Source organism: Vibrio sp. RW, from assembly GCF_027587105.1.
In the GTDB taxonomy this organism is placed as follows: domain Bacteria; phylum Pseudomonadota; class Gammaproteobacteria; order Enterobacterales; family Vibrionaceae; genus Vibrio; species Vibrio toranzoniae.
On the sequence record NZ_JAPPTM010000015.1, the window covers coordinates 1 to 25659 of the forward strand.

The window sequence follows — 25659 nt, forward strand, 5'->3', positions numbered from 1 at the left end:
CAAAAAAAGGGCCAACTCTTTCGAGTTGGCCCTTTCCAAACGTTTGGTGGAGCTGGCGTCATCTGAAAATAAAGATTATCTGACTGATTATTATAGAAAAAATTACAAATCATTTTCTTTTTGGGTAACTCATTGGGTACTAAAAAGAAAAGTAAGGGAAAATTATAAGAGTGTGATTTAGATCGACTTCAGCTACTAACTAAGCCACTTAACCTTATCTAATGAGAAATCTCTTACTGCTTACTCTGCTGTTTTTCGTCTTTCGTGCAATAAGCTTAGTTTGACTATTTGCAATAACTTTAAATCTCATAACGAAACATATCTTCGAAATCTCTTTTCTTTCTTTTTTGTGGTTCTACAGTCCTTTGTTTTCTTAGAGTTCTCTTTGGCCGTTTGTTGAGGTGCTCTGTTTGTTCTTTCAAGTATTCAGGACTTTTGATACTAGCAACCGCTTTATCTGACCATGAGATGAGTTTGAATTTTTTCATCTTCATACCATCTTGGGTAGTCATGTTTTTAAACAGTATTGGAGTTTGATAGTCCCAATATTTGAGGAATTCAGCTATCGATGCGTCTGTATATCCTTCATCTTCCTTAAACTTGATGGTTTTATGCAGTTGTTGAAGGCGAATAGAATTTCTACTCGGCTTTCTATTTTTGGGAAAATGATCTGTGAAGGTATCTATACAAACTTCGAGAATAGCGGAGAGATTTTCATTTTTTTTTAATTCGAGCTCATTGTATCCAATGAGTAATCCTAACTCATACAGTTTATCCACGGAATCTTGATGAAGATGAAATTTCTTCGTAACCAAGCCTGATTCTTTGCGTCGGATCGTGACGTATTCTTGTCTTGAGGCTGCATCAGATTTACATACCATAAAGCATAGTCTCTACTTAAAAATGATATATAAATATACACTATTTATTGTGAGTCTCACAAAGTGTTGTTGCTAACCTATTGTTTTGAAATTACTTAATAACACAAACTTTAAGTGAGGCTCACAAAAATTTGTGAGCCTCACTTAGCTAAAAAAACGCATGTTAGGATATGTTCTACGTATTGGGTTAGACCTGTAATTTTGGGATTAAAAATGCTTAGTGATAGATACTTAAAAATCGGAGAAGTATTGGAAAGAAGCTCCTACAGTAGAGCGCAAATCTATCGTCTGATGAAATCAGGAGAGTTTCCAAGTTCATATCGACTTTCGAAAAACCGAGTCGCATGGAAAGAATCTGAAGTGGATGCTTGGGTTGAAGAGCGTCAAAGTATTTTTCTATTTCCACAATTAGATAAAGGGCAAAAGCTACTCGAAGAGGTATGGAAAAGATGAAACTAGACATATTCTTATCTGGCATCAGATTAGAAGAGTGCGATTGGTTAATGAGCGAGTATGAAACTTATTTGGAGAATGAGTATCGCATCGAGCTGTTGAGAAAAATGGCTGATCATGTCCATGGGAGTCTTGGTCGAAGATATAGTTGTGGTCGACTGCATGCGCTAGCAGACAAGCTAAAAGACTGCAATGAAGGTCTATACGAGTGTAAGAGTGTGGCGTGTAAGAAGTGTAATCGGCAGTTTAAAATAGAACGTGTTAATAACATCATTGCTTCAATTTTGCTTGATCAAGAGCAAACAGAGAATGTTGAATACGGTGTCTACACTATAATCCAATACTCGCGCGGAGTGGATGCGTATGACTTCGTTGACTATGATATCCCTAAAGATAAAGACAGATTGAGAAAGTTATTGTCTAGATGTGGTATCGATGGTCCGGTATTGGGTTCTTTCGAGCTAGATTTTCATGATTCACCACAAAAATGGTTACCTCATTATCATGTTCTTATGCGTAAATCGGGTAACGAAGAGGCGATTGAACGGCTAAGAGAGAAGCTTACGAAGCTACACCCTAAGCATATCAAGCAAAACAGACAAGCTAGACCATTCATGAAGCAGGACTTTAGAGAACCTCTCAAGCAGTTGAGTTACATACACAAGCTGGCTTGCTTTGAAGTTCGTGATTATCAATCGTTTTGGGGTAAGAATCTGACTAAAAAATATCGACTTAATAAGTTGATGTTCTGTGAGTCTCTTTGCTGGTTAGATGAACAAGATAGAAGGACTCTATTTTTTCAATGGCATGCAAGACCGTGGTTAAAGCAGTCCAAAGTGTAATCTACGATTTGTGTAGATTACACCAATATGATCTATCTCAATGGCTTATATTTGCACTTTCAAGAAACATCCGATACAACACTAGTCGCCTATTAATTATGTTCTAGTGACAAGGTGTTAATTTTAAATTCATTCATTTAATAGGCGCGTTCGCGCGGCGTTTCTTTTTGTTTATAGTCCATTAAGTTAACAAATTGCTTGGGGGAGTTCCCATATGTTTCCTTAAATTTTTTGCAAAAGTAAGATGCGCTAGAAAAACCAGTTAAGTGAGCTACCTTTTTTATAGGATGTTTTTTCTTCAATAGTAAATAAGCAGCTTTGTTCATTCTTTCTGAAAGTATCAAGTCTGATAACGTGGTTTTTTCTTGAGATATCCTCCTCATAAGTGTAGCTTTTGACATATTAAGATTTTTGGATATTTCTTCTGCTGTCCAACGATGTTGGATTTGTTTAGATATTAGACGATGAACACGTTCAGATATAGAGTCATTTTTTTTAAGATCAAATCTTTTTAGAGTTCTAAAAGCATCTCTATTTATTAATTCGCGTAAAAAATCAGTATGTTCGAAAATGCCATTTTGAAGATTAATTAACGAATCGATATAAGGTTTCATTTTTTTAAACGTATAGCTATCATAATCCATATCACACATCACTAAATATAACTCATCGGATAACTCTTTTTTCAACGAAAAATTTATTAATGTATTTGAGGGTAACTGAATCAAAGCTTCCCCTTCTATCACTATGACGCATCCTGGGTATGAGATAGCCCCGAAAAAACCAGTGAATTTAATTATGTGTTTTGACTTAGATACAAAGCTTCCTGTATCTTTTATTTTTGAATTTATTTTTATCTTTCTTATCTTAAACATGTTCTTTATTCGTTATGTTCATTTCTCTTTTTAGCTGTGTCCAGCTTACTGGCGGAGAATATAAATATCCTTGAACCAGAACATCAAGGTTCTTCACGATATCGTGCTGATAAGAGGTTTCGACACCTTCTAAAATAATACCGTTCTTGGCGTAAGGAGATATTACCCTCAATAGATAGTTTATTGTATTAATATCATCAAAGTTATGATGAAGGAAAGACTTGTCTACTTTAATATAATCCCAATCAATAAATCCTAATGATGAGTTTGCAGCATTGTTTTTATGATAATAATCATCTAATAACAATCCTACACCAGAGCGTTTTAATAATCTGATACTACTTTGCAAGCGGCCGCAATTTACATCACAGTCGATATCTGTAATTTCAAGATCAAAGTTAACATCACATTCATTTAAGAGACTTTGCAAAAAAAAACTATCCTTTAAACATGACAAAGTGATATTAAGAGTTATAGGAATATGGACTTTGAGATCACTACAGAACTTAATTTGAGCTAGCGCGACCATTTTTATGAACTCTTGATCAATTTCAGAGAAAAACGTTTCGTTGTAGAAAATTTCACCGGAATCGCTCAAAACTTTAGATAGGATTTCAAGATGCCTTACTTGTCTCTGCTTCAAATCGATTATTGGTTGAAACAAAAACTCAAGCTTAACAAATGATGCATCGCTTCTTACTGTGATTCCACTTTCCGTGTAATTATATTCGTACATATTATTCTTCAATGAATTGATGTTGTTTTTTGTATCATCTATATGCATCACTTTTCCGTCTACTAAGCGTGTTGATCTTACAAAAGATTGAGTTGATATTTTCATTATTAACAAGCGTCATAATCCTGACGCACAAGGAATAACTGAAATAACAAAACAGTATGTTCTTTATTCACTGTCTTTTTAGGGACTAGACGGTTACGAACAGTGTGTGATTTCGGTTCAAAAATTTCATTAATTATTTTTGTTTTTCTTGGTGATTACCCCGGTTTGTTATATGGATCACGTTTTTTAGCCAATTTGCGAGTATCAGTTTCTACTTGGGTTGGTTAGCAAAGAAAGAAAGATTGATTGCTCTTGTTCGTGATCGTTTAATCAATTAACGGAGTCTAACTCTGCTCTCTTACTCCTTGGTAAGTTCGATGACTTAGCGTCTCTTCGCTGTTTAGAAGTAACTAAAGTTACGATGATTGTAGTATTTCAAACTGCGCTAGCTCAGCGGAATACCTGTTCGAGTAGCATCAACAATATGCTTACTCCACCAAGTCATAAGATCTCTTCTACGTTCTAGGTAATCTGTTCGGCTGTATGCACGATGTGTTTTGGTACCAATAAGGTGAGCGAGTGCTGATTCAATTAAAATGTAGTCGTGTCCAGCTTCATTCAGCGTTGAGCTAGCTATAGAGCGTAAACCATGGGAAACTAACCGACCTCCAAACCCCATGCGTTTTAGAGCCATATTAGCTGTTTGACTATGCATTGGTTTTTTTGGATCTGTTGCCGACGGAAAAACATATTCGCTATTTACTCTCATCGAGCTCATCGCATTTAATAGAACGATGACTTCGTCCGTTAGAGGTATTCGGTGTTCTTTGCGTTTTTTCATCCTTTCTGCAGGTATTGTCCAAACTCGATTTTCTAAATCGAATTCTGACCACTTGGCTCCAGCAGCTTCGTTTGGTCTGGTCATTGTATGTAGTTGAAACTTGATCAGGCATCGTGTAGAACGCTTGATACTTGCTTCAGTTAAAGTTGCCATTAATTCGGGTAATTCGTGTGGCTCTAGTGCTTTCAAATGCTCTTGTTGAGGCTTTTTAAAAGTAGCAAAAACATTGCTTATTGGATTGGCGTTAATTAAGCCACTGTGCATAGCGTAAAGCATGACTTCATTTAGCCGTTGAGATAATCGTTTGAGTGTTTCTAAAGAGCCTTTGGCTTCGACAACCTTTAGAGTTTGAATTACAGTCTGAGCTGTAACCATAGAGATAGGTTGTGGGCCCAAAGAAGGAAAAACATGTAGCTCAAGTGAACGCCAGATATCTTTCGCATAATCTTCGGTAACTGTTGATTTCTTTTGTTCCATCCACTGCTGTGAAACATTGAATAGCGTGTGCTTATATATAGCGTCGGCTTTTTCCTTTGCTTCTTTTTTGTGGTGTTTTGGATCAATGTCTAGTGCTATTAGCTCACGGTGGCCTTCTGTTATTTTCCGTGCATTAGCTATCGATAGATCTGGGTACTTGCCTAAGGTTATATTGCTGCGTTTCCCTGTCGCTGGACTCTTGTATACAAAACGCCAAGATTTAGTTCCATTTGGCATTATTCTAAGCTGTAAGCCTCGTCCATCACTGAGCAATTTTTCTTTGCCAGTTGGTTTTGTGCTTTTGACTTTTTTTTCTGTCAGTTGAACTGCTGGTCTTGCCATTTTTAAACCTATTTAGTACCCGAAATATCTTGGATGAGAGTATAGGGTAACTGGACGGGTACTAAAAACGTGAGCAGATATGAGACGCGATGAGACGCGATGAGACAGAAAAGTGAGTTAAGTGATTGAATTTTTGATGTTTTAGGTACAAAAAAGGCCACCCGAAGGTGGCCTTTTCCAAACGTTTGGTGGAGCTGGCGGGAGTTGAACCCGCGTCCAAAAATCATTCATCATTGGTACTACATGCTTAGTCGATCTTTAATTTCACCAGCAACCTGCGAACCGACACGCTAGTTAAAGGCTAACCTGAATTATAATTCGCGCTTTTCCTCTCAGGTGGGAGAAGCCACGCTAGCTAGTTTGGGTTTGATCTCTTATTATTCCCCGTCTTACGAGCGGAAGCTAGGGTAAGAGAGCTCTGAGCAGGTTATTAAGCTGCTAGTGCGTAGTTTTCGTCGTTTGCGACTATTTTTTTGCGGCTTTTAACGTGGCCAACCGCCCCACGGCATGCACCTCAGACTTCAAAATTCCTGTCGAATCCTAAATCAGCCCCAAGTGTTATTTGTATAGTACCAGAAAAGCTTAACCTGTCTAGCGCTGTGCGTTTAAGTGCTTAAAATTAACGCAAATTACTCTTCATAATTCGTGCTTTGTCTCTCGCCCAATCTTTTTCTTTCATATCAGTACGTTTATCATGCAGCTTCTTACCTTTCGCTACGCCAACTTTAATCTTCGCCCAAGAGCGAGACCAGTAAAGTGCGGTTGCAACAAGTGTCATGCCTTCACGGTTAATACGACCGATAAGGTTATCGAGCTCTTTTCTCGACATAAGGAGTTTACGAATACGTGTTGGGTTCGCCACAATATGAGTACTCGCTTGAGTGAGCGGAGTAATCGTCATACCACTGATGAATGCTTCGCCATCTCGGATGTAAACGTAGCTTTCTGCGATATTGGTTTTGCCTTCACGTAGGGACTTTACTTCCCAGCCTTGTAGCTCAAGCCCCGCTTCTATCTCATCATCGATGAAATATTCGTGGCGAGCTTTCTTGTTAAGCGCAATGGTATTGCTACCAGCTTTTGATTTTGATTTATTCTTTGCCATAATGGCCTCATTATACGGATTGAGCCCTAGATGGGGAATCCTTTTTATTTGCGCTCTGGCCCAATACAATTAAAATTGCAGTTTGTGTTAATGTAACGCTGTCTTTAACAGGAGTCTATATGCCAAAGGTTACTCGTTCAGCATTAGTGTCTTTTAGTGCCGACCAGATGTTCAGCTTGGTCAATGATGTTGCTCGTTATCCTGAGTTTTTGCCAGGGTGTTCTGGCTCTCGTGTGATCGAATCTTCAGATTCAGTGATGGTGGCTTCGGTTGATGTATCTAAAGCCGGTATCAGCAAAACATTTACAACGTCAAACCGAATGGCGAATGGCGCCGAGATCTTAATGGAACTGGTGGACGGCCCGTTTAAGAAGTTGGAAGGTGGCTGGTATTTCACTCCTCTAGACGACCAAGCTTGTAAAGTTGAGCTTAAGTTAGAGTTTGAGTTTTCTAGTCGAATGATTGAAATGGCATTCGGTAAAGTTTTTAATGAACTGACGAGCAATATGGTCAGCGCTTTTACTCAACGAGCGAAACAGGTGTACTAAACCATGACTATTGAATCTGATATGATCCACGTAGAAGTTGTGTTTGCACTTCCGCATGAGCAACGTGTATTTACTTTGGTTGTGAATAAAAACGCAACCGTTGAAGACATTATTGCACAGTCCGGTGTTTTGGAGTTGTATCCAGAGATCGATTTGGCGAAAAACAAGGTTGGTGTATTCAGCCGTAACGTTAAGTTAGATGCAACGGTTCGTGATAAGGATCGTATTGAAATTTATCGAGCATTATTGGCCGATCCGAAAGAGATTCGCCGTAAGCGTGCTGAACAAGCAAAAGCAGCAGCAAAAAAATAAAAATGCTCAACGAATCTGAATGAGAAGAGAGCTCGCATCGGCGAGCTTTTTTGTGTCTACTGGTTAGGTGATTAAGGTTGACTTGTTAGTAGATATTAAAAAACCTGCTCATGTGAGCAGGCTTTTGCGATTCTTGCTTTGTCGACTGAGAGCTTTGTTGATTGAAAGCTAGCGAAGGCTTTCGAAGAACTCATCACTGGCTTCAAAATCACCATTTATCGTTACTAAGGTGCCAGTCGCATCAAAGTTAACAACGAGGTTTTTCTGAATCGAGTCTTCATGGCCTTTTGTGTGATGGTAAATGTAGTACCACGTATCTGGGTAGCCGTTTTCGATAAGCATTGGTGAGCCCATAACGTAACGAACTTGTGTTTTTGTCATGCCAAACTTCAGCTGGTCGACAGCTTCCTGTTCAACATAGTTACCCTGATTGATGTCAATTCGATAAACCAACTTCTCTAGTAGAGAGCAACCGGTCAACATTGTTAGTGCAAGTGGAACTGCAACTAACCACTTTTTAATTCGCATAGTTTGAGATCTTTCTTCGCTAAAATACTGCCTGATAATAAACAAGCTCCAGCAAGAAGTAAAAAGCTCCTTGCGCTTTGAACTTGTTATGACTAGCAATTTTGAATTTAGTTGCAAAATTACCAATGATTTTCGGTAAATTATCAGAAAATTGCTGAATAGTTAACCTAGGCTGCGGTTAATAATTCTTTTGCATTGGCTAATGTCGACTCGGTGATCTGACTGCCGCCGAGCAAACGAGCAAGCTCTGAAATACGTTGTTGTTCATCCAATGTGTGCATTTGAGTTTCTGTTTTGCCCGATTTGGTGTTCTTCGCAACGAACAATTGTTGGTGACCACAACCTGCTACTTGAGGTAAGTGAGTCACACACATCACTTGAGTCGATTCACCTAGTGTACGCAACATTTTTCCGACAACCGCAGCGGTTGGTCCACTGATACCCACATCGACTTCATCGAAAATCAGACTTGGTGTGTCGACTTTCTGTGCCGTGATTACCTGAATCGCGAGTGAGATTCGTGATAGTTCACCACCAGACGCTACTTTAGCAATGGGCTGCATCGGTTGACCTGGGTTCGTCGACACAATGAAGGTCACGTTATCCATACCCAGTGGCGATGGGTGTGTATTGGTGTTGTTCACTTCAATAGCAAACTGCGCTTTTTCCATGCTCAGTTCGTGCATGCTTTGCGTGATCAGTTTGTTCAGCTCTTTCGCGTAACGAGTACGTGACTTATGAAGCTTATCGGATTTCGCCACGAACGACTGGTATTGGCTCTCAACTTCGTTAGCTAATTCATCCAGCTTTTCATCAGAGCAATCCAGCGCTTCGACTTGTTGTAGCAAGTCTTGGTGGTGTTTATAAAGTTCTTCTGGCAACACATGGTGCTTACGCGACATCGACATCACTTTTGAGAAGCGTTCTTCTACGTAAGCCATGCGAGCAGGGTCGACATCAATGCTGTCTAGGTAACTTCTTAACTCGCTATTGGTTTCTTCAATCTGAATGATGGCTTCAGAGAGTAGATTTGGTAGCTCAGCTAGTCTTTCATCTAAATCGGCAAGTTGAATTAGGGAGTGATTGGCCGATTGCAGAATACCAAGCGCATTAACTTCTTCACCTTCATAAATAAGTTCGATAGCTTGTTGGCAGGTTGAGGCCAATTCTCCGCTATTGGAGAGGCGCTTATGCTCTTGTTCGAGCTCTTCATATTCTTCCTCTCCAATAGATAATTCGTTTAGCTCTTTGATTTGATATTCAAGAAGCTGTTTTTGAGCTTGGTTTTGTTGGCTGTTTTCACGCAACTCTTTTAGATGGTTATCTGCTTGTCGCCATGCTTGGTAAGCGTTACGTGTCGACTTCAATAGGTTCAAGTGGCCTGCGTATTGATCAAGCATGGCCATTTGGTAGTCGCTCTTCATTAACTGGTGATGAGCATGTTGACCATGAATGTTAATCAACAGCTGCCCGAGCGATTTCAATTGCGAAAGAGGGACCGGGCTACCGTTGATAAATGCACGGGAGCGACCTTCTTTGGAGATGGTTCTGCGTAGGATACATTCACCGCCATCAAGCAGTTCATTGTCTTCTAACCAGCGGGTAGCGTGCAGGTTGTTCTCAAGTAAAAAAGCAGCACTGACTTCGGTTTTATCTTCTCCTTGTCTTACCATTCCTGCATCAGATCTTCCCCCAAGACATAAGCCTAAAGCATCGATAGCGATAGATTTACCCGCACCAGTTTCTCCGGTGATTGTTGTCATGCCTTTAGAGAGTTCTAGCTGTAAAGACTTAACAATAGCGAAATTATTAACACTTAAATGAGCCAGCATTTTTATTTACCTGTATAACTGAACAATACTGTATATAAGGTCAGTATATACTGTTTCTTTATACAGTAAAGTCGGCTGGTGAAAATTTTTTGCGATAGCTCTCAGAATTGAACTTGTCTATAGATCACTGAAACCGCTATAGATTCCCAACTCAGTCGTTCCTCCCTCTTGGGGAATGACGATATAAGAAAATTGACGAGAAGCTAGAGCTGGCGGGCTTTTTGTGAGGAATAAAAAAGGCTGACGGATGTCGTCAGCCTTTAAAATTTTCGGTTATTGCTAGAGTCGTTTAGTTAAAACAACTTACTCGACCAGCCTAGTTTATTACGTAGGACATGATAGTAGTTGTAGTCTTTCGGGTGGATTAGCTTGAGCACATTTGGGCTTTGGTAAATGTGGATCTCGTCGCCAGGAGACACAGGTAGTGAGATTTGACCATCGCAGCTCACTTCTTGAGTGCCGCGGTTATCAGGCGATACGATAAGCTTAATACGACGTTTTCCATCGACGACGAGTGGCCGGCTTGAAAGCGTATGTGGAAACATTGGGACCAAGGAAATGGCATTTAAGCTTGATGACAAAATAGGACCGCCGCCAGAAAGTGAATAAGCGGTAGAACCTGTCGGAGTGGACACGATCAAACCATCAGAACGCTGTGAGAAGGCAAAGCTGTCGTCGATATACACTTCAAACTCGATCATATGTGCAACTTGACCGGGGTGAAGTACCGCTTCGTTAAGTGCGGCGTTGTGACTTTTTATTTGGCCGTGACGGTGAATTTCAGTTTCAAGTAAGAAGCGCTCTTCTTCCATGAACTCTCCTTTGAGTACGTCGGTAAGTGCACTCTGGAAGTTTTCAGGATTGAGATCGGTTAGAAATCCAAGGTTACCTCGGTTAACACCAATCACCGAAATGTCAAAACGTGACAAGATCCTGGCTGCTCCGAGCATGTTTCCATCACCACCGACGACAATCGCTAGATCGGCACGCTTTCCTAATTCAATTAGGCTAGAAAAATGTTTTTTTGGGATATCATCTAAAATACTGGCGAGTCTGTCATCGACAAACACTTGATAACCCTCGGAACTCAACCATTGGTAGAGTTCTTTATGGGTCTGAATTGCTTGTTGATCTCGAGGTTTACCTATAATGGCGATGACTTCAAATGGCTTTTTCATACGGTTTCCAAACGAATTAGGCTTGAATCAAAATTCTTCATCCCCATAATAAAGGCAAGTTGAACGTCTATGCGAGTGTTTTATATCAATTTGAGGCGCAAACATGCCTGTCACTTGCATTGAAAACGAATTCTGGAGATATCATGAGCAACGAAGAAAACAAAGTAACCGAAGAAGAGCTAGATCAGATCATTGCTGAAGCAGAGAAAGTTGAAGAAGCTGAGCTTAATGAAGGTGCAGTTGACGAGCAGGAAGCAAAAATTGCTCAACTAGAAGCAGCGTTGCTATCTAGCGAATCTAAAGTGAAAGAACAGCAAGATTCTGTTCTTCGCGCAAAAGCTGAAGTTGAAAACATGCGTCGCCGCAGTGAGCAAGAAATTGATAAAGCACGTAAATTTGCTTTGAACAAGTTTGCTGAAGGTCTACTTCCTGTTATCGATAACCTAGAGCGCGCAATTCAAGCTGGCGATACAGAGAATGAAGCGGTTAAGCCAATCCTTGAAGGTGTTGAGCTTACGCACAAAACATTTGTTGATACTGTTGCTAAGTTTGGTCTCAGAGAGATTAACCCTGAAGGTGAAGTGTTCAACCCTGAGTTCCACCAAGCGATGTCTATTCAAGATAGCCCAGATCACGAATCAAACACAGTTATGCTCGTGATGCAAAAAGGCTACGAGCTGAACGGCCGAGTAGTTCGCCCTGCGATGGTTATGGTTGCTAAATAATTAAAGTAGTACGTAGTCAAGTGATTGACTGGCACTTTTACTGAGTAAATAGCGACTGCAAAATAATTCACTGGTTAATGTGAAATGAAAAGAGAGGCATATGCCTCTCTTTTTTTATGCTTGTAACTTGGAGTCCTCGTAAATAGTAATCAAAAACGTATTGATAACGTCGTTCTCTTTATTTTATCCAGATCAGGCATTTAGAGTTTTATGTTATGAAACTGATTGTTATTGATGGAATGTTTTGATGTCACATTTGTAAATTTTTTGTGAATAAGTGCTTTTAATTGTTATCTTTGTATGTAAAATCCACTGCAATATAGCGATTTGAGTCGCATATATAACTATAAAAGTGCAAATTTTAAACACAACAGACTGGAGAAGAACGATGGATAAATCGCTCTCAAGTAAGATTTTTGTAGGCTTGTTTGCAGGACTACTTATTGGTACTGCTATTCAGTACTTATTTAGCGGTATTACGATATTTGATACTTATCTGCTTGGTTTAGCAGAAGGTGCTGGTGGTATGTTTGTCTCTTTGATCAAACTATTGGTTGTTCCACTGGTATATGTTTCTATCGTGTGTGGCATTGTTGAATTGAAAGATATTCGTTCTTTCGGTCGCCTAGGTGGTAAAACTTTTGCTCTTTACATTATCAATACCATCATCGCGATCTCTGCTGCCCTAACCGTTGGTCTTATTTTCCAACCGGGTGCTGGCGCAGATCTAGCTGGAACGATCTCTGAGACAGTTCAATTAACAACAACTGAAACGCCAGATATCTTCTCTCTCGTTGTGAATATCGTTCCTAGTAACCCTGTAGAAGCGTTTGCAAGTGGCGACATGCTACAAATCATTTTCATGGCAATTTTGACAGGTCTTGCTATTCAAGCTCTTGATTCACGTGGCGGTCCAGCGATCAAAACGTTCAAGATGGCTAACGAAATCATGATGAAACTTATCGGCCTCGTCATGAGCCTGGCTCCATTTGGTGTATTTGCACTGATGATTCAACTGGGCGCAACGCTTGATGCTAATACCCTGATGTCGGTCGCCGGGTATGTTGCACTAGTAGTTGCAATGTTAGTGTTTTGGATTTTCTTCTTCTACCCAATGATGGTTGGACTAGCGACAGGTATTACACCTAAGCAATTCCTACGTGCAATCCGTGAGCAAATCCTTTTCTCACTATCGACGGCAAGTTCGAATGCGACGATTCCTGTAACAATGCGCACCCTAACTGAAAAGCTTGGTGTATCTAAATCAGTAGCTGGTTTCGGTGTTCCACTCGGCGCAACAATGAATATGTCTGGTGTATCTATCTACATCGCACTAGCGACAATGTTCGTCGCAAACGCATTCGGTCAACCAATCAACACTGCTGACATTTTTACTCTTGGTCTAACTATCCTGCTACTGTCTATCGGTGCTGGTGGTGTTCCAGGTGGTGGTGTTGTAATGGTAGGTGTTCTATTGCACCAACTAGGTTTACCACCAGAAGGTCTTGCTATCATTGCTGCTGTTGACCGTATTAATGACATGTTCTGTACTTCTTCTAACGTAGTCGGTGATACTGCGGTTAACACTATCGTTGCTAAGTCTGAAGGTGAAATCGGCGCAGAAGTTAACGAAGAAGCCGAATTAAAGAAAGCAGAAGCATAATCAGAGGCTGTTTGTAATATCGATGAAACTTGAATAGAAAGCCTGAATAGATAAACGGAGCCAAAATGGCTCCGTTTTTATTGGGTGAGAGGTTAATCATATTATATCGCTTTGGTTGAATAGAAACTGGGGCAGGTTGAGTTGATGAAAAGCTTTTTAACTAATCTGCTTACAGAAACAAGCTCTTCTATAGAAGAGGGGAGCGGCGGCTGATAAAGCTAGTTGTAGGAGTTATAAGCTCAGTAATGATAGGTATTCGTGCCGAATCATCCTTTTTAGCAAAATAAATTTAAAAAAATATCTTTTTACCCTTGAAAAGGTGTCGTGAGCCCTTATCTATTGGGCATACGAAAGCAAATTACATTTGCACTTTAATTTTGTGTCTTGGGGTTGAATCCCTGATTATCACCCCCCACATATGTGGGTATAGCAAAAACTAAATAATATATATTCGGAGATGGCCTGATGGGTAAAATCATTGGTATTGATTTAGGTACTACTAACTCTTGTGTTGCTGTTCTTGACGGCGACAAACCACGCGTAATTGAAAATGCTGAAGGCGAACGCACAACAGCATCAGTAATCGCATACACAGAAGGCGAAACGCTAGTTGGTCAACCTGCGAAACGTCAAGCTGTTACTAACCCTCAAAACACACTGTTCGCTATCAAGCGTCTAATCGGTCGTCGTTTTGAAGATGAAGAAGTTCAACGTGATATCGAAATCATGCCTTTCAGCATTATTAAGGCAGACAACGGTGATGCATGGGTTGAAGCGCAAGGCCAAAAAATGGCGGCTCCTCAAGTATCTGCTGAAGTTCTTAAGAAAATGAAGAAAACAGCTGAAGACTTCCTAGGCGAAGAAGTAACTGGCGCAGTTGTTACTGTTCCTGCTTATTTCAACGATGCTCAGCGTCAAGCAACTAAAGATGCTGGCCGTATCGCTGGTCTAGATGTTAAACGTATCATCAACGAACCAACTGCAGCAGCTCTAGCTTACGGCTTAGACAAGAAAGGTGGTGATCGCACTATTGCTGTATACGACCTTGGTGGTGGTACATTCGATATCTCTATCATCGAAATCGATGAAGTAGAAGGCGAGAAGACTTTCGAAGTTCTTTCAACTAACGGTGACACTCACCTTGGTGGTGAAGATTTCGATAACCGCATGATCAACTATCTAGTTGATGAGTTCAAAAAAGAACAAGGTATCAACCTTAAAACTGATCCACTAGCAATGCAGCGAGTTAAAGAAGCAGCAGAAAAAGCGAAAATCGAGCTTTCTTCTACGACTCAAACTGACGTAAACCTACCTTACGTTACGGCTGACGCGACTGGTCCTAAGCACATGAATATCAAAGTGACTCGTGCGAAGCTTGAGTCTCTAGTTGAAGACCTAGTTCAACGTTCTCTTGAGCCACTAAAAGTAGCTCTAGCAGATGCTGACCTATCTGTAGGCGAAATCACTGACGTTATCCTAGTTGGTGGTCAAACTCGTATGCCTATGGTTCAAGCTAAAGTAACTGAATTCTTCGGTAAAGAGCCACGTAAAGACGTGAACCCTGACGAAGCTGTTGCAATGGGTGCTGCTGTTCAAGGTGGTGTACTAGCTGGTGATGTTAAAGACGTTCTCCTACTAGACGTTACTCCTCTATCTTTCGGTATCGAAACGATGGGCGGCGTGATGACTAAGCTTATCGAGAAAAACACAACTATCCCTACTAAAGCGGATCAAGTGTTCTCTACAGCTGAAGACAACCAAAACGCAGTAACTATCCACGTTCTTCAAGGTGAGCGTAAGCAAGCGACTTACAACAAGTCTCTTGGACAGTTCAACCTAGAAGGTATCCAACCAGCACCTCGTGGCATGCCACAAATCGAAGTAACATTCGACCTAGATGCTGATGGTATCCTGAACGTATCTGCTAAAGATAAAGCAACAGGTAAAGAGCAGAAGATCACTATCCAAGCATCAGGTGGTTTGTCTGATGAAGAGATCGAAGCAATGGTACAAGAAGCAGAAGCTAACAAAGAAGCGGACAAAAAGTTCGAAGAGCTAGTAACTGCACGTAACCAAGCTGACCAAATGATTCATGGTACTCGTAAGCAAGTAGAAGAAGCTGGTGAAGCTCTACCTGCAGAAGAGAAAGAGAAGATCGAAGCAGCTATCACGGCACTAGAAGAAGTTAAGTCTGGTAACGACAAAGAAGCTATCGACGCTAAAGTTCAAGAACTTATGCAAGCAGCTCAGAAGCTAATGGAAATTGCTCAACAGCAAGCTCAAGCACAACAAGCTGGCGCTGAAGCGGGTGAGCAACCTAAGCAAGACGACGACGTTGTTGACGCGGAGTTTGAAGAAGTTAAAGACGACAAAAAATAATTTCGTCGCAGAGTAGCCTGGTTTCGTTGTCGGAAGTGCTCACCTACTAGCGTAGGCTCCGCGCTTCCTCCTAGAACTCAAGCTATCTGCTTAGAAATTTGTCTCGAAGACTTATTAATACGGGCGTCAGAGGTAACTCTCACGCCCGTAAATTTGTGTTTAGACTTGTCGATCTAGATAATAGCTTTATTCGGTTCTTCAGCCGACAGAACTTTTATCTAGATTGATACACAGACTACTGAAGTGAACATTCGGTAGTAGCAATTATTTTGGTGACCTAGAACATGTCAAAACGTGATTTTTACGAAGTATTAGGCGTAAGCCGCGATGCATCAGAGCGCGATATTAAAAAAGCTTACAAACGCTTAGCGATGAAATTCCACCCGGACCGTAACCAAGGTGACGCTGCCGCACCAGATAAGTTTAAAGAAGTAAAAGTAGCGTACGAGATCCTGACCGACCCTCAAAAGAAAGCAGCTTATGACCAATACGGCCACGCTGCTTTTGAACAAGGCGGTATGGGCGGCGGCGGTGGTTTCGGTGGCGGTGGCCAAGGTGACTTCGGCGATATTTTCGGTGATGTATTTGGTGATATCTTTGGCGGCGGTCGTCGTGGTGGCGGTCAAGCACGTGCACAACGTGGTTCTGATTTACGTTACAACATGGAGCTTTCTCTAGAAGAGGCGGTTCGTGGTATTTCTAAAGAAATCGAAGTACCAACACTGGTTGAATGTGATACTTGTGACGGTAGCGGTGCTAAAGCGGGCTCTTCTGCACAGACATGTGGCACTTGTCATGGCCATGGCCAAGTACAAATGCGTCAAGGTTTCTTTGCTGTTCAACAGACTTGTCCTACTTGTAATGGTAAAGGCAAGATCATCAAAGATCCATGTAACTCATGTCACGGTCAAGGCCGTAAGCAGAAGACAAAAACACTTAACGTTAAGATCCCTGCAGGCGTTGATACTGGCGATCGTATTCGTCTGTCTGGCGAAGGCGAAGCGGGAGAGCAAGGCGCTCCAGCTGGCGACCTGTACGTACAAGTTCACGTAAAAGAGCACAATATCTTTGAGCGTGACGGCAACAACCTTTACTGTGAAGTTCCAGTCAGTTTCTCTATGGCTGCTCTAGGCGGAGATGTTGAAGTCCCTACATTAGATGGCCGTGTTAACCTTAAAGTGCCAGAAGAAACACAAACGGGCCGTATGTTCCGTATGCGTGGTAAAGGCGTGAAAGGCGTTCGTGGCGGCGGTGTGGGTGACCTAATTGTTAAGCTAGTAGTTGAAACCCCTGTTAAGCTAAGCTCTCGCCAAAAAGAGTTACTGCGTGAATTCGAAGAAACATGTGGTGGCGAAGCGGCAAGCAAGCACAAACCAAAATCTGAAGGTTTCTTCAGTGGCGTTAAAAACTTCTTCGATGACCTAACTAAGTAATCAATTAATTACTTGGTAACTGGTTAAGCCAACTAATAGGGTTGTTGATAAAATTAGGAAGCCTGCTTATGTAGCAGGCTTTTTTGTATCTGTAGATCAGAGAATAAATAGCTGATTTTTTCGAGGTACGTTCTCGAATTATTTGATGGTTTAATTCGTTACTTCCAACATGTTTCTGGCTCCGAGATACCTGAGTGGTGCAATTCCAAAATATCGGTCGTCGAATCTAAGCAGTTATCGTTTGTTTGTGGTGAATGTGGTTCAGCCTGAATCGAATAGGTGGTGCTGCTGGCTGAAACCGCTAGCGTGTATCGGCTAGTATCGGTATCACAAAATAAACATGTCCCTCCAGAAATAATACCCGCCGCTGCCGACGCGTAGTTTCCCGTGTACAGGGTCTCTATTTCCAACTGTATCTTTGTCATATCAGCCATTGCTGTGACTCGATGCGCCTTTATCACATGATTGGTATAACTTGGATACGCTATTGCACCTAGTATCCCTATGATGATGACAGTCAACAATAATTCGATCAATGTCATTCCTTTAATACTTAAGTTGTTGTTGTTGCATTTATTTTTTCGAATCATCACGAGTAGTTCCCTTTTATTATTCTGCCCATTTTTCTCTGGTGATAGCATCTGTGCAAGATTAAATACGGTTACGTATCGGTTTACATAGGAATTTGGGAAATGTCTCGCGGGTTTACCTTCTTAGAGCTACTTATAACCATTTCAGTGCTCTCAATATTACTGGCAGTTGCTGCGCCAAGTTTTAGTTCTGTCTCTCAGACTATTAAGATGCAAAGGCTAGCAAGTGAATTGAACGGTTTTATGATGCAAGCGAAATCTGAAGCTGTGATGAGAAATACAGACCTTTGGGCGCACTTTCTGATGAATGGTAACTCAAGTGATACTGGTGACTGGAAAGTAGAGCTAACTGAATTTAATGTTCCTAATACAGGTACTGCAATATTAACGATGGAGGGCGGGGCGTTCCGTAACGTTGATGTCACCGTTAACTATAGTTCAGAACAAATAAAATTCAGTGGAATCAATGGAAGGGCTAAAGATGGAAGCTTTTTATTTGATATTAATTCAAAGCCATTGAAATTAATCACGTATAGAGCTTCTGGGCGGATGAGGATTTGTGGTGTTGGGGGAGACTTTTATGGTTATCAAGCCTGTAGTTAGAAGGCGACAATGTGGTGCGACTTTAATTGAATTTATGATCTCTTCTATCTTAGGCGTTATTGTTATTGGAAGTGTCGGTTCAGTCTTTATATCAGGACAAAATATAGCATCAGAGAAAAGTAAGGAGTTGCTATTACTACAGCAAGTTTCTGGTGCTCTCCAGTATTTTAAAGAAGATCTCCAGCGAGCTGGCTATGATGGAGGAGCTGGGATATCTCTAAAATTATCTGATGCCACAAATATAGTATACATATCTCCGGACTCAAAAACGGTCGCATACGCTTATACATATCAATCTGAGGTGAGAAATGTTGCGTTTGTATTTGATTCAGGTGTAGTAAAAGTCTGTGACAGTCCTTCTACCACTGTAAAAACAGTGTCTGCAGCCACGAGTGGTTGTTCTTCTATTTTTGAACCAAATCAAATCCGAGTGATTAACTTCGATGTTAGACAATCAAGTATAGGCACTCAAGGGGTTAGTTCAGGTATTACAACCATTGCGATCTCTGCGGAGTTGGTTGGGGAGCCTTCAGTAAGTTATTCATCAAGTGTGGTTGTAAAAAATAGGAATTGGGGATGAATAAAAATCAACAAGGCGCGGTTGTTCTATTGGTGACAAGCGTGTTACTGGTCTCTGCTTTAATGCTCACTTTCGGTAGCTACCGTTCGGTTTTCTACCAAATAAAGAGAGCTCAAAATGAAGTGGAAGCTCGTAAGCAGCATTGGAAGGCAGAAGGAGGTTTAGAATGTGCGATTACAGAAATTAAATATGATCGTTCTATTCATCCAGTAAATCAGGCTTATAGTTTATGTGATTTATCTTCAATATCTATTTCCCCTCAGACTGTTGGTGAAACGATATATACGTTGACATCAATGAGTGGTTACAATTCATTGAAAAAAAACATAGATATATCTTCTCGCTCAACTGGAGCTATTCAGGCTCGATCTGACCTTAAATTGATCGGTGCGAATGAATTTGTGCCCGATGTTGAAGGGGATGATCAATGTGTATCTGTTCGGTATGCGAGTGGGTTTATCATGAATGGTTCATTTAAAACCTTGAACCCTGCAGGTGTTATTTGTGACAGTGCGTACCAAACAGACACAGAGGCATCGGATTATATGTGCATATCAGGTGATAGTAATTGTGTGAAGCATAGTAAGTCGGATTACGACCTAACTGTTGTCGGGAGCGATATAACTCACAGAGGTGCAGATAAATTAGTTGAAAATGACTTTGTTTATGATCCTAGTCTTGACCCATTTGAAAGTTTTTTTGGAGATGCAAGAAGTAATATTGATTCAATAAAAGCAGAGTATGAGATTGTACAAGGGACTGTAACTTCAGGATCTTCGGGAAGTGATAGCTGCCAAGATAGAATCAAGAATGCTTACTCTATCAACGATAATGTTTGGGTTGAAGGTGACTGTGATCTTGAAAGTGGTAACTTGCTGAATACAACTTCAATTGGTGCATCATCGAAGGTGTTAGTCGTCGAAGACGGGATTCTTAGTGTAAATGGGACCAATGACTTCCCTGGTATTATATATCAGTTATTCACCTCTACGATTCCAAGCGATGCGAATTTAAGCTCGCGTTGGACAAGTGATGTTTCCACGTATAACAATCTTTCTACAGCTGAGTTAACGGTAGCCCAAAAAAAGAAACTAACATTCTTCTCTCGTGGTGCATTTAAGCCTAAAGGAGGTTATGTTTTTGATACACCGGGAGGCTTAACCGTTTTTGGTGTTTCATTAAGTTTAACCTTTGATTCTGGGTCTGTTCCAAATAACAGCTTAAAGGTTAAGTGGCAAAAAGGTTCATGGAATGATTTGTAGGCAAAAAGGCTTCAACTTAATCGAAGTACTCATTTCTTTTTTATTGATAGGAGTAGGAGCTCTTGGACTTATTAAACTACAAACGTATGTAGAGCAAAAATCTGATTTTGCTATTCAAAGTGTTGAGGCTTTGCACTTAGCTGAAAATAAATTGGAAGGGTTTAGAACTCGCGGAGCATCTGCAGCCTTGTCAAGTATTACCCCTACCGATTTTATTACTGATATCGTCGATGGTGAGGATCACACCCACGTTAAGTATCAACTTGATTGGACTGTGACGAGTCGTTTATCTGGAGCGTTGAAAACTATCCAGATGACCAGTTCGTGGCAAGATAGGTTTGGAGAAGATCAATCCATAACTTTAGATACAATGATTTCTAAATACAGTGAGTTTGACTGACCTTTTAAACAAACATTGTCTGTATATCAGTTTCCACCAACTTTTTACTGATAGTTGTAATTTTTCGGGTGTTATTTGCGCTCTGGTTAAAGTTATGTATACGAGATGGTGTGTTTTGTGTTTTTATATTGTTGCTTCCTAATAGTAATTTTGCAAAATATGTCTCCATTTATGTAAAATAAGGCGGAACCTTGTGCTTTTTAATGGCGATTTAAATAGAATATGTGCTGTGCCAATAGGCCTTGATTAAAATTTATATAAGCCCTAAACAAACAACATCACATATGGAGTTACCATGAGTAACCAAGCCGTAAAAAAAGCACCGCCGACTGATAAGATCAGTGGGATGGACCGCTTTCTAAACTTCATTGAACGTGCCGGTAACAAAATCCCAGATCCAGCCCTACTCTTTTTTTGGGGACTTATTTTAGTCTGGGTGTTATCTGCAGTATTCTCACGTTTTACTTTCGATTTGATTCACCCTGTATCTGGTGAAGCCATTGTCGTTTCGAACTTATTAACCGGTGAGTCCTTTGCGAGCTTTTTAGCTAATATGGTGACTAACTTTACCGGGTTTGCACCTCTTGGCATCGTACTGGTTGCTATGTTGGGTGTTGGTGTTGCTGAAGCTTCAGGCTTTATTAATACTGGTCTGAAAAAGATGCTGAACGTGACTCCAGTTAAGCTATTAACGCCGATGCTTATCTTGGTAGCTATTGTGTCTCACACAGCTGCCGATGCTGGTTACGTACTGGTTATTCCTCTTGGTGGTATTATTTTCCACGCCGCGGGTCGCCACCCTCTAGCGGGTATTGCAGCTGCGTTTGCTGGTGTATCAGGTGGCTTTGCGGCAAACTTCTTGCCATCAGGTATCGATCCTCTTTTGGCGGGCTTTACACAAGAAGCTGCGCAAATTCTTGATCCAGATTACATAGTAAACCCTCTTTCTAATATCTTTTTTACAGGTTTATCTTCCCTATTAATTGTAAGTATTGGTTGGTATGTAACGGATAAGATTATTTCACCACGTCTTGCTAAAACGGCTATCGATGAAGATGCAGAAGAAGCACCGGATATGGGGTCATTTACCGAAATTGAAAGTAAGGCTTTCTCGCGTGCGGGTTGGGCAATGGTCATTGGTATTGTTGCTTTGATTGCTGCTTTAGTCCCTGAGACCTCGCCTTTGCGTTCTCCTGCGGGGGAGATCACTTCTTTTAATGCGCCAATTATGAAGTCTATTGTACCGCTTATCTTTATCCTGTTTATTATTCCAGGGGTGGTTTACGGTCGTATTGTTGGTACTTTTAAAGCTAGCGACGACATCATTAAATCGATGTCTGCAACTATGGCAAGCATGGGCAGCTTTATGGTAATGGCTTTCTTCATTGCTCAGTTCCTAGTCGCTTTCTCTCAATCTAACTTGGGTACATTACTGGCGCTATCTGGTGCTCAGTTATTGCAAGCGATGAATCTACCAGGACAAGTGACGATTATTGGTATGATTTTACTCACCGCATTTGTTAATTTATTAGTCGGTTCGGCTTCTGCTAAGTGGGCGCTGATTGGTCCTATTATGGTTCCAATGCTAATGGCTGTCGGCATCTCTCCAGAGCTGACGCAAGCGGCATATCGTGTTGGTGACTCAGTTTCCAATATCATTTCTCCGATGATGGTGTTCTTCCCATTAGTTGTTGTTTACATGCAGCGTTATGTGAAGGGGTCAGGCATTGGTTCATTAGCCTCTATGATGATGCCATACTCTATCGCGATGGCTATTGGTTGGTCTATCTTCTTGCTAGCTTATTGGGCGCTTGGTATCCCACTAGGTATCCAAGCACCTTACACTTACACAATGTAAGGTCCCACTCAGTCATATTAAGCAGCACTAATAAATGTTAAGCTCGCACCGAACAAGCGGGCTTTTTACTGATTATTTTCCAATATTCTATATTTATTAGGGCAGCTTTAATGAGCTAATGACTATTTTTATTCCGTGTTTCGTATTCCTTATACTGAGTATAAGACTAGGATCTAACTTAAATAGCACGGTATTCTCAGATAACCGAACTCTATTTTTAGTCACTTCAATTAGAACCCCGTTAGTCACTTTATTTCACGATATTGTCCACTTTCGCTAAGATTAGGTATGCTTTTATTGCATACCTTTTTTGTTCCTATTTCTTTGTTTTTCTGGAGTTCCCTTTGTCAGACTATCAATTCAGCCCTCAAGATGAAATTTTTATGCGACGTGCCATTGAGGTGGCTAAGCAAGCTGAGAGTGAGGGAGAGGTTCCCGTGGGTGCCGTGTTGGTAAAAGATGATGAGATTATCTCTGAAGGGTGGAACCGTTCGATTGGTAGTCACGATGCCACGGCACACGCAGAAATCGAAACTTTGCGTAAAGCGGGGCAAGCTCTGGAAAATTACCGACTGCTCGATACCACTTTATACGTCACGCTAGAGCCATGCCCTATGTGCGCGGGCGCCCTGTTACATAGTCGTGTAAAACGCATTGTGTTTGGTGCGCCTGACTTGAAAGCTGGTGCGGCGGGTACAGTATTGAACTTGTTTGAAAGCCAAGCCTCGTACCACTATGCCGACGTTGAATATGGTCTATTAGAAGAAGAGTGTCGCGAGCAATTGCAGGCATTTTTCAAGCGTCGTCGAAAAGAGATCAAAGAGCAAAGAAAACGACAGCGATTAGATGAAGAGCTGGTCGAAAAGGCAGATAAAAGCCACCAGTCTGAATAGAGCGTGCCGCGCTCATGAGACGTTAAGAATAGGCACTTTCTATGCGAAAGTGCCTACGTAAACTTACTCGGCAATCATCTGCATGAAAGCACGGTTGCGCCAAATGATCTTTTTCTTATTATTTGAAAGCATACGCTTACGACGGTTTGCAGCAACGGTCTTATCAAGGCGCTTCGGTTTCAGCTTGTTCTTTATCATTTTAACGATTTCCTATTTGTCGTCTGACTTGTAGTTTGGATCAATGTTTAATTATAGTGTTATTCGTTCTGCCACGTTCGAATTTGCTTCGAGAGACATTCTACTCAACATTCGACGTCTTGATGAGACAACCCGTAATATTGATTATGGTGTGCCGTTATAAAGTTCGATTGTTACTGCAATATGACACGCTGCCTCTAAGCCTCCCTTTGCCTATCCCACTCCGTTAGCACGAAGCCATAAATTAGGGTAATAAAAAAGAGCAAGGCTAAATGGCATTGCTCTTTTAGATTTTACTGTGGGGAAGCAGAACTATTAATAACCGACTGAGCAGCATTGATGGCTGATTCAGAGCCTGAAATCTCTAAAGGCGGGATCACGACCAAATCTTCAAGGCTCGCTTCTTGTTCTTTATGCCGCTTATTTACATGGCCGATAATACTCTGGTAATAACGGCGAATGTTTTCAACGTAATTTTTTGCTTCATCACCGCGGGCGTACCCGTAACGAGTATGTCTATAGTATTTCTTCTGTCGTAATAGAGGTAACCTATCTTTTACATCCCCCCAAGCATCAGGATCGCCACCTTGTGCTTTGGTTAAGCGACGTGCATCCATCATGTGCCCGTAACCTACATTATATGATGCAAGGGCAAACCAGATTTTCTCATGTTGGGCAATGGAGTCTGGGACCCGGTTTACGATACGACGCAGGTATTCGACCCCACCCTGTACCGATTGCTTAGGGTTGAGACGGTTAGTCACACCAACACTCTTCGCTGTAGGTAATGTCAGCATCATCATACCGCGAACACCCGTCGGTGAGCGTGCGACAGGGTTCCAATGTGACTCTTGGTATGCCAAAGCAGCAATTAAGCGCCAATCAAATTCTTTCGAGTATTTCTGAAACAGTGGTGACCATTTTGGTAGTTTGCTATCTAACGCGCGGATAAAGGCACGAGTATCAACGTAGTCAAAGGTACCAATGTGGCCGATATATTTCTCTTCCAGTGAAGCCAATTCACCAGATTGCTTTAGGTGGCCGAAGAACTCGATCAGTAAAGCATAAAGACTTTCATCTTCAGATCTCTGTAAATACCAAGAGATTGGTTGGTCTTCTGTGAGCTCAAAAGCTAATGCGACGTCTGGGTACAAACGTTGTGCCAGTGATAGCTCGATAGAGTCTGCCACCGTAAATAAACGTTCACCTGTCGATACTTCTTTTAGCAGGTCATTGATGTCTGCATTGTCGACCGCATCGTAGATAAAGTCATCGTGTATGTTCTGCAGCTGCTTGAGTGTTGGTTCGAAGTGTGAGTCTTTCACTACCACCAAAGCTGGAGTTAACGTGTCACTGGATGGTGTTTCTTCCGATTGAGTTTGTGCGTTTACAAATTCAGCCTGACGTTCGTTTTCAAACGAGATCAGTTGTTCGAGGTTTCTTGGCCTCCATTGACCTTTCTTGTACACGACTTGTTGGCTTACATAGTAATAAGCAGGTGCAGCTCGATACGCACGTGTCAGGTTATTGTTTTGTGTTAATCCGGTTGCGATGAGATCGATTTCACCTTTCTTTAAAGCAGGGAATAGGCCGGATAAGCGGTAAGCGGGTTTAACCTCAAGCCTTACACCAAGCTCTTGTGCAAACTCACGAGCTAACTCGTAATCTAAGCCTGCTGGGCCATCAGGACCAATGTAATAAGAGAGTTGGTTATTGAGGGTTCCGACACGAAGAACGCCGCGATCTCGTATCTGCTCAAGGACACTTTTAGGTTCAGATTCAATCTGGCACCCTGTTAGTCCAAACAAGGCAATAGCGAGCAGAAGGAATTTAAACGAAAAGGTGAGCGTAAATTTAGGCATCAAAATGAAATCTCGAAAAGTGGAAGCCCCTTTATACCAAACCATGCAAGGCTGGCAAAGTAGGTTTAATTAAACAGATGTAAAAGTGGTGATAAATGCAGCAAAAGTACCATTTACACAGAAAGATAAAAAAAATAACGCAAACGGTTGCTTTTGGTGTTACGTCACAAAAAGAAATGCTTTATAATGCGCTCGCATTGAAGAGGTGGAATCGGCAT

Annotated in this window: 25 protein-coding genes, 1 other RNA gene and 1 pseudogene; 15 read left to right on the forward strand and 12 right to left on the reverse strand. The window is 41.2% G+C overall.

From position 1 onward, the window contains the following. Nucleotides 1-181, forward strand: a 181-nt coding sequence (locus tag OCT63_RS13930; protein WP_269983908.1) for a hypothetical protein, incomplete at its 5' end; no start/stop codon positions are given. Between the two features lie 118 nt (nt 182-299). On the opposite strand, the gene OCT63_RS13935 is transcribed toward OCT63_RS13930, so the two are convergent. Further along, nucleotides 300-881, reverse strand: coding sequence for a hypothetical protein (locus OCT63_RS13935; protein ID WP_146162395.1), 582 nt, complete (start codon nt 879-881; stop codon nt 300-302). Nucleotides 882-1094: 213 nt separating this feature from the next. Between OCT63_RS13935 and OCT63_RS13940 the strand changes: the two are divergent. Together OCT63_RS13940 and OCT63_RS13945 are read left to right on the forward strand one after the other, a co-directional pair. Then, nucleotides 1095-1259 (forward strand): annotated as a pseudogene (locus OCT63_RS13940) (helix-turn-helix transcriptional regulator); the annotation flags it as partial. Between the two features lie 62 nt (nt 1260-1321). Then, nucleotides 1322-2176, forward strand: a complete 855-nt coding sequence (locus tag OCT63_RS13945) for a hypothetical protein (protein ID WP_261802836.1) — start codon at nt 1322-1324, stop codon at nt 2174-2176. A gap of 137 nt (nt 2177-2313) precedes the next feature. Here the strand turns inward: OCT63_RS13945 and OCT63_RS13950 are convergent, their stop codons facing one another. The 5 genes from OCT63_RS13950 to smpB all read right to left on the reverse strand — a co-directional run bounded on the left by OCT63_RS13950 (nt 2314) and on the right by smpB (nt 6597). Next, a complete protein-coding gene (locus OCT63_RS13950; protein WP_060468487.1) occupies nt 2314-3051 on the reverse strand; it encodes a helix-turn-helix transcriptional regulator in 738 nt (245 codons plus the stop codon). Further along, the gene (locus OCT63_RS13955; protein ID WP_246851154.1) at nt 3044-3892 is read right to left on the reverse strand and encodes an EAL domain-containing protein; all 849 of its coding nucleotides are present in this window, start codon (nt 3890-3892) and stop codon (nt 3044-3046) included. Before OCT63_RS13955 ends, OCT63_RS13950 begins: the two co-directional genes overlap by 8 nt. Nucleotides 3893-4277: 385 nt before the next feature. Next, the gene (locus OCT63_RS13960) at nt 4278-5492 is read right to left on the reverse strand and encodes an integrase domain-containing protein (RefSeq protein ID WP_108193214.1); all 1215 of its coding nucleotides are present in this window, start codon (nt 5490-5492) and stop codon (nt 4278-4280) included. Nucleotides 5493-5678: 186 nt separating this feature from the next. Next, nucleotides 5679-6045, reverse strand: a transfer-messenger RNA (tmRNA) gene (ssrA, locus tag OCT63_RS13965). Between the two features lie 66 nt (nt 6046-6111). Further along, nucleotides 6112-6597 carry an SsrA-binding protein SmpB gene (smpB, locus tag OCT63_RS13970; RefSeq protein ID WP_004735156.1) on the reverse strand — a complete coding sequence of 162 codons (486 nt, stop codon included), beginning with the start codon at nt 6595-6597 and terminating at the stop codon, nt 6112-6114. Nucleotides 6598-6716: 119 nt separating this feature from the next. Here smpB and OCT63_RS13975 point away from each other — a divergent pair, with 119 nt between their 5' ends. After that, entirely contained in the window at nt 6717-7145 is a 429-nt protein-coding gene (locus OCT63_RS13975) for an SRPBCC family protein (protein ID WP_060468485.1), read from the forward strand. A 3-nt stretch (nt 7146-7148) separates the two neighbouring features. Then, nucleotides 7149-7457: an RnfH family protein gene (locus OCT63_RS13980; protein ID WP_060468484.1), complete on the forward strand. Its 309-nt coding sequence runs from the start codon at nt 7149-7151 to the stop codon at nt 7455-7457. A gap of 168 nt (nt 7458-7625) precedes the next feature. On the opposite strand, the gene bamE is transcribed toward OCT63_RS13980, so the two are convergent. From bamE to nadK, 3 genes are all read right to left on the reverse strand, one after another. Beyond that, nucleotides 7626-7985: an outer membrane protein assembly factor BamE gene (gene bamE / locus OCT63_RS13985; protein WP_010438918.1), complete on the reverse strand. Its 360-nt coding sequence runs from the start codon at nt 7983-7985 to the stop codon at nt 7626-7628. 167 nt (nt 7986-8152) lie between these two features. Then, entirely contained in the window at nt 8153-9817 is a 1665-nt protein-coding gene (gene recN, locus OCT63_RS13990) for a DNA repair protein RecN (protein ID WP_161685766.1), read from the reverse strand. A gap of 293 nt (nt 9818-10110) precedes the next feature. Then, nucleotides 10111-10995 (reverse strand): NAD(+) kinase, encoded by an 885-nt coding sequence (nadK, locus tag OCT63_RS13995; protein WP_017056730.1) that lies wholly within the window; start codon nt 10993-10995, stop codon nt 10111-10113. A gap of 143 nt (nt 10996-11138) precedes the next feature. Between nadK and grpE the strand changes: the two genes are divergently transcribed. From grpE to dnaJ, 4 genes are all read left to right on the forward strand, one after another. Continuing rightward, nucleotides 11139-11720, forward strand: coding sequence for a nucleotide exchange factor GrpE (grpE, locus tag OCT63_RS14000; protein ID WP_017056731.1), 582 nt, complete (start codon nt 11139-11141; stop codon nt 11718-11720). Between the two features lie 388 nt (nt 11721-12108). After that, on the forward strand, nt 12109-13383 hold the full coding sequence (locus OCT63_RS14005) for a dicarboxylate/amino acid:cation symporter (RefSeq protein ID WP_060468482.1): 1275 nt from the start codon (nt 12109-12111) through the stop codon (nt 13381-13383). 465 nt (nt 13384-13848) lie between these two features. After that, nucleotides 13849-15762: a molecular chaperone DnaK gene (dnaK, locus tag OCT63_RS14010; protein ID WP_017056733.1), complete on the forward strand. Its 1914-nt coding sequence runs from the start codon at nt 13849-13851 to the stop codon at nt 15760-15762. A gap of 284 nt (nt 15763-16046) precedes the next feature. Continuing rightward, nucleotides 16047-17195 carry a molecular chaperone DnaJ gene (gene dnaJ, locus OCT63_RS14015; protein WP_017056734.1) on the forward strand — a complete coding sequence of 383 codons (1149 nt, stop codon included), beginning with the start codon at nt 16047-16049 and terminating at the stop codon, nt 17193-17195. Between the two features lie 158 nt (nt 17196-17353). Here the strand turns inward: dnaJ and OCT63_RS14020 are convergent, their stop codons facing one another. Continuing rightward, nucleotides 17354-17785, reverse strand: coding sequence for a type IV pilin protein (locus OCT63_RS14020; RefSeq protein WP_269983928.1), 432 nt, complete (start codon nt 17783-17785; stop codon nt 17354-17356). A 102-nt stretch (nt 17786-17887) separates the two neighbouring features. On the opposite strand from OCT63_RS14020, the gene OCT63_RS14025 reads away from it, so the two are divergent. The 6 genes from OCT63_RS14025 to tadA all read left to right on the forward strand — a co-directional run bounded on the left by OCT63_RS14025 (nt 17888) and on the right by tadA (nt 23381). Continuing rightward, entirely contained in the window at nt 17888-18388 is a 501-nt protein-coding gene (locus tag OCT63_RS14025; protein ID WP_017056736.1) for a GspH/FimT family pseudopilin, read from the forward strand. Further along, the gene (locus OCT63_RS14030) at nt 18366-18968 is read left to right on the forward strand and encodes a PilW family protein (RefSeq protein ID WP_269983909.1); all 603 of its coding nucleotides are present in this window, start codon (nt 18366-18368) and stop codon (nt 18966-18968) included. Before OCT63_RS14025 ends, OCT63_RS14030 begins: the two co-directional genes overlap by 23 nt. Then, nucleotides 18965-20230, forward strand: a complete 1266-nt coding sequence (locus OCT63_RS14035; protein WP_161685772.1) for a hypothetical protein — start codon at nt 18965-18967, stop codon at nt 20228-20230. Before OCT63_RS14030 ends, OCT63_RS14035 begins: the two co-directional genes overlap by 4 nt. After that, nucleotides 20220-20630 carry a type IV pilus modification PilV family protein gene (locus tag OCT63_RS14040; protein WP_017056739.1) on the forward strand — a complete coding sequence of 137 codons (411 nt, stop codon included), beginning with the start codon at nt 20220-20222 and terminating at the stop codon, nt 20628-20630. Before OCT63_RS14035 ends, OCT63_RS14040 begins: the two co-directional genes overlap by 11 nt. A gap of 295 nt (nt 20631-20925) precedes the next feature. Then, nucleotides 20926-22488 carry an AbgT family transporter gene (locus OCT63_RS14045; RefSeq protein WP_269983910.1) on the forward strand — a complete coding sequence of 521 codons (1563 nt, stop codon included), beginning with the start codon at nt 20926-20928 and terminating at the stop codon, nt 22486-22488. 344 nt (nt 22489-22832) lie between these two features. Then, nucleotides 22833-23381 (forward strand): tRNA adenosine(34) deaminase TadA, encoded by a 549-nt coding sequence (gene tadA / locus OCT63_RS14050; RefSeq protein ID WP_443088550.1) that lies wholly within the window; start codon nt 22833-22835, stop codon nt 23379-23381. A gap of 63 nt (nt 23382-23444) precedes the next feature. Here the strand turns inward: tadA and OCT63_RS14055 are convergent, their stop codons facing one another. Continuing rightward, nucleotides 23445-23579, reverse strand: coding sequence for a hypothetical protein (locus tag OCT63_RS14055; RefSeq protein ID WP_017056742.1), 135 nt, complete (start codon nt 23577-23579; stop codon nt 23445-23447). A gap of 293 nt (nt 23580-23872) precedes the next feature. Beyond that, complete coding sequence (mltF, locus tag OCT63_RS14060) at nt 23873-25441, reverse strand: membrane-bound lytic murein transglycosylase MltF (protein WP_161678875.1); 1569 nt, start codon at nt 25439-25441, stop codon at nt 23873-23875. Nucleotides 25442-25659 lie beyond the last annotated feature (218 nt).

What these genes read in the sequence shown, in the direction of transcription:
- recN (WP_161685766.1), bottom strand. Translation starts at nt 9,817, where the DNA reads ATGCTGGCTCATTTAAGTGTTAATAATTTCGCTATTGTTAAGTCTTTA.
- OCT63_RS14045 (WP_269983910.1), top strand. Translation starts at nt 20,926, where the DNA reads ATGAGTAACCAAGCCGTAAAAAAAGCACCGCCGACTGATAAGATCAGT.
- nadK (WP_017056730.1), bottom strand. Translation starts at nt 10,995, where the DNA reads ATGAAAAAGCCATTTGAAGTCATCGCCATTATAGGTAAACCTCGAGAT.
- dnaK (WP_017056733.1), top strand. Translation starts at nt 13,849, where the DNA reads ATGGGTAAAATCATTGGTATTGATTTAGGTACTACTAACTCTTGTGTT.
- OCT63_RS13935 (WP_146162395.1), bottom strand. Translation starts at nt 881, where the DNA reads ATGGTATGTAAATCTGATGCAGCCTCAAGACAAGAATACGTCACGATC.
- smpB (WP_004735156.1), bottom strand. Translation starts at nt 6,597, where the DNA reads ATGGCAAAGAATAAATCAAAATCAAAAGCTGGTAGCAATACCATTGCG.
- OCT63_RS13980 (WP_060468484.1), top strand. Translation starts at nt 7,149, where the DNA reads ATGACTATTGAATCTGATATGATCCACGTAGAAGTTGTGTTTGCACTT.
- OCT63_RS14040 (WP_017056739.1), top strand. Translation starts at nt 20,220, where the DNA reads ATGATTTGTAGGCAAAAAGGCTTCAACTTAATCGAAGTACTCATTTCT.
- OCT63_RS14055 (WP_017056742.1), bottom strand. Translation starts at nt 23,579, where the DNA reads ATGATAAAGAACAAGCTGAAACCGAAGCGCCTTGATAAGACCGTTGCT.
- OCT63_RS13960 (WP_108193214.1), bottom strand. Translation starts at nt 5,492, where the DNA reads ATGGCAAGACCAGCAGTTCAACTGACAGAAAAAAAAGTCAAAAGCACA.
- dnaJ (WP_017056734.1), top strand. Translation starts at nt 16,047, where the DNA reads ATGTCAAAACGTGATTTTTACGAAGTATTAGGCGTAAGCCGCGATGCA.
- OCT63_RS14030 (WP_269983909.1), top strand. Translation starts at nt 18,366, where the DNA reads ATGGTTATCAAGCCTGTAGTTAGAAGGCGACAATGTGGTGCGACTTTA.
- bamE (WP_010438918.1), bottom strand. Translation starts at nt 7,985, where the DNA reads ATGCGAATTAAAAAGTGGTTAGTTGCAGTTCCACTTGCACTAACAATG.
- OCT63_RS13955 (WP_246851154.1), bottom strand. Translation starts at nt 3,892, where the DNA reads ATGAAAATATCAACTCAATCTTTTGTAAGATCAACACGCTTAGTAGAC.
- OCT63_RS14035 (WP_161685772.1), top strand. Translation starts at nt 18,965, where the DNA reads ATGAATAAAAATCAACAAGGCGCGGTTGTTCTATTGGTGACAAGCGTG.
- OCT63_RS13945 (WP_261802836.1), top strand. Translation starts at nt 1,322, where the DNA reads ATGGAAAAGATGAAACTAGACATATTCTTATCTGGCATCAGATTAGAA.
- grpE (WP_017056731.1), top strand. Translation starts at nt 11,139, where the DNA reads ATGAGCAACGAAGAAAACAAAGTAACCGAAGAAGAGCTAGATCAGATC.
- mltF (WP_161678875.1), bottom strand. Translation starts at nt 25,441, where the DNA reads ATGCCTAAATTTACGCTCACCTTTTCGTTTAAATTCCTTCTGCTCGCT.
- OCT63_RS14005 (WP_060468482.1), top strand. Translation starts at nt 12,109, where the DNA reads ATGGATAAATCGCTCTCAAGTAAGATTTTTGTAGGCTTGTTTGCAGGA.
- OCT63_RS13975 (WP_060468485.1), top strand. Translation starts at nt 6,717, where the DNA reads ATGCCAAAGGTTACTCGTTCAGCATTAGTGTCTTTTAGTGCCGACCAG.
- OCT63_RS14020 (WP_269983928.1), bottom strand. Translation starts at nt 17,785, where the DNA reads ATGATTCGAAAAAATAAATGCAACAACAACAACTTAAGTATTAAAGGA.
- OCT63_RS13950 (WP_060468487.1), bottom strand. Translation starts at nt 3,051, where the DNA reads ATGTTTAAGATAAGAAAGATAAAAATAAATTCAAAAATAAAAGATACA.
- OCT63_RS14025 (WP_017056736.1), top strand. Translation starts at nt 17,888, where the DNA reads ATGTCTCGCGGGTTTACCTTCTTAGAGCTACTTATAACCATTTCAGTG.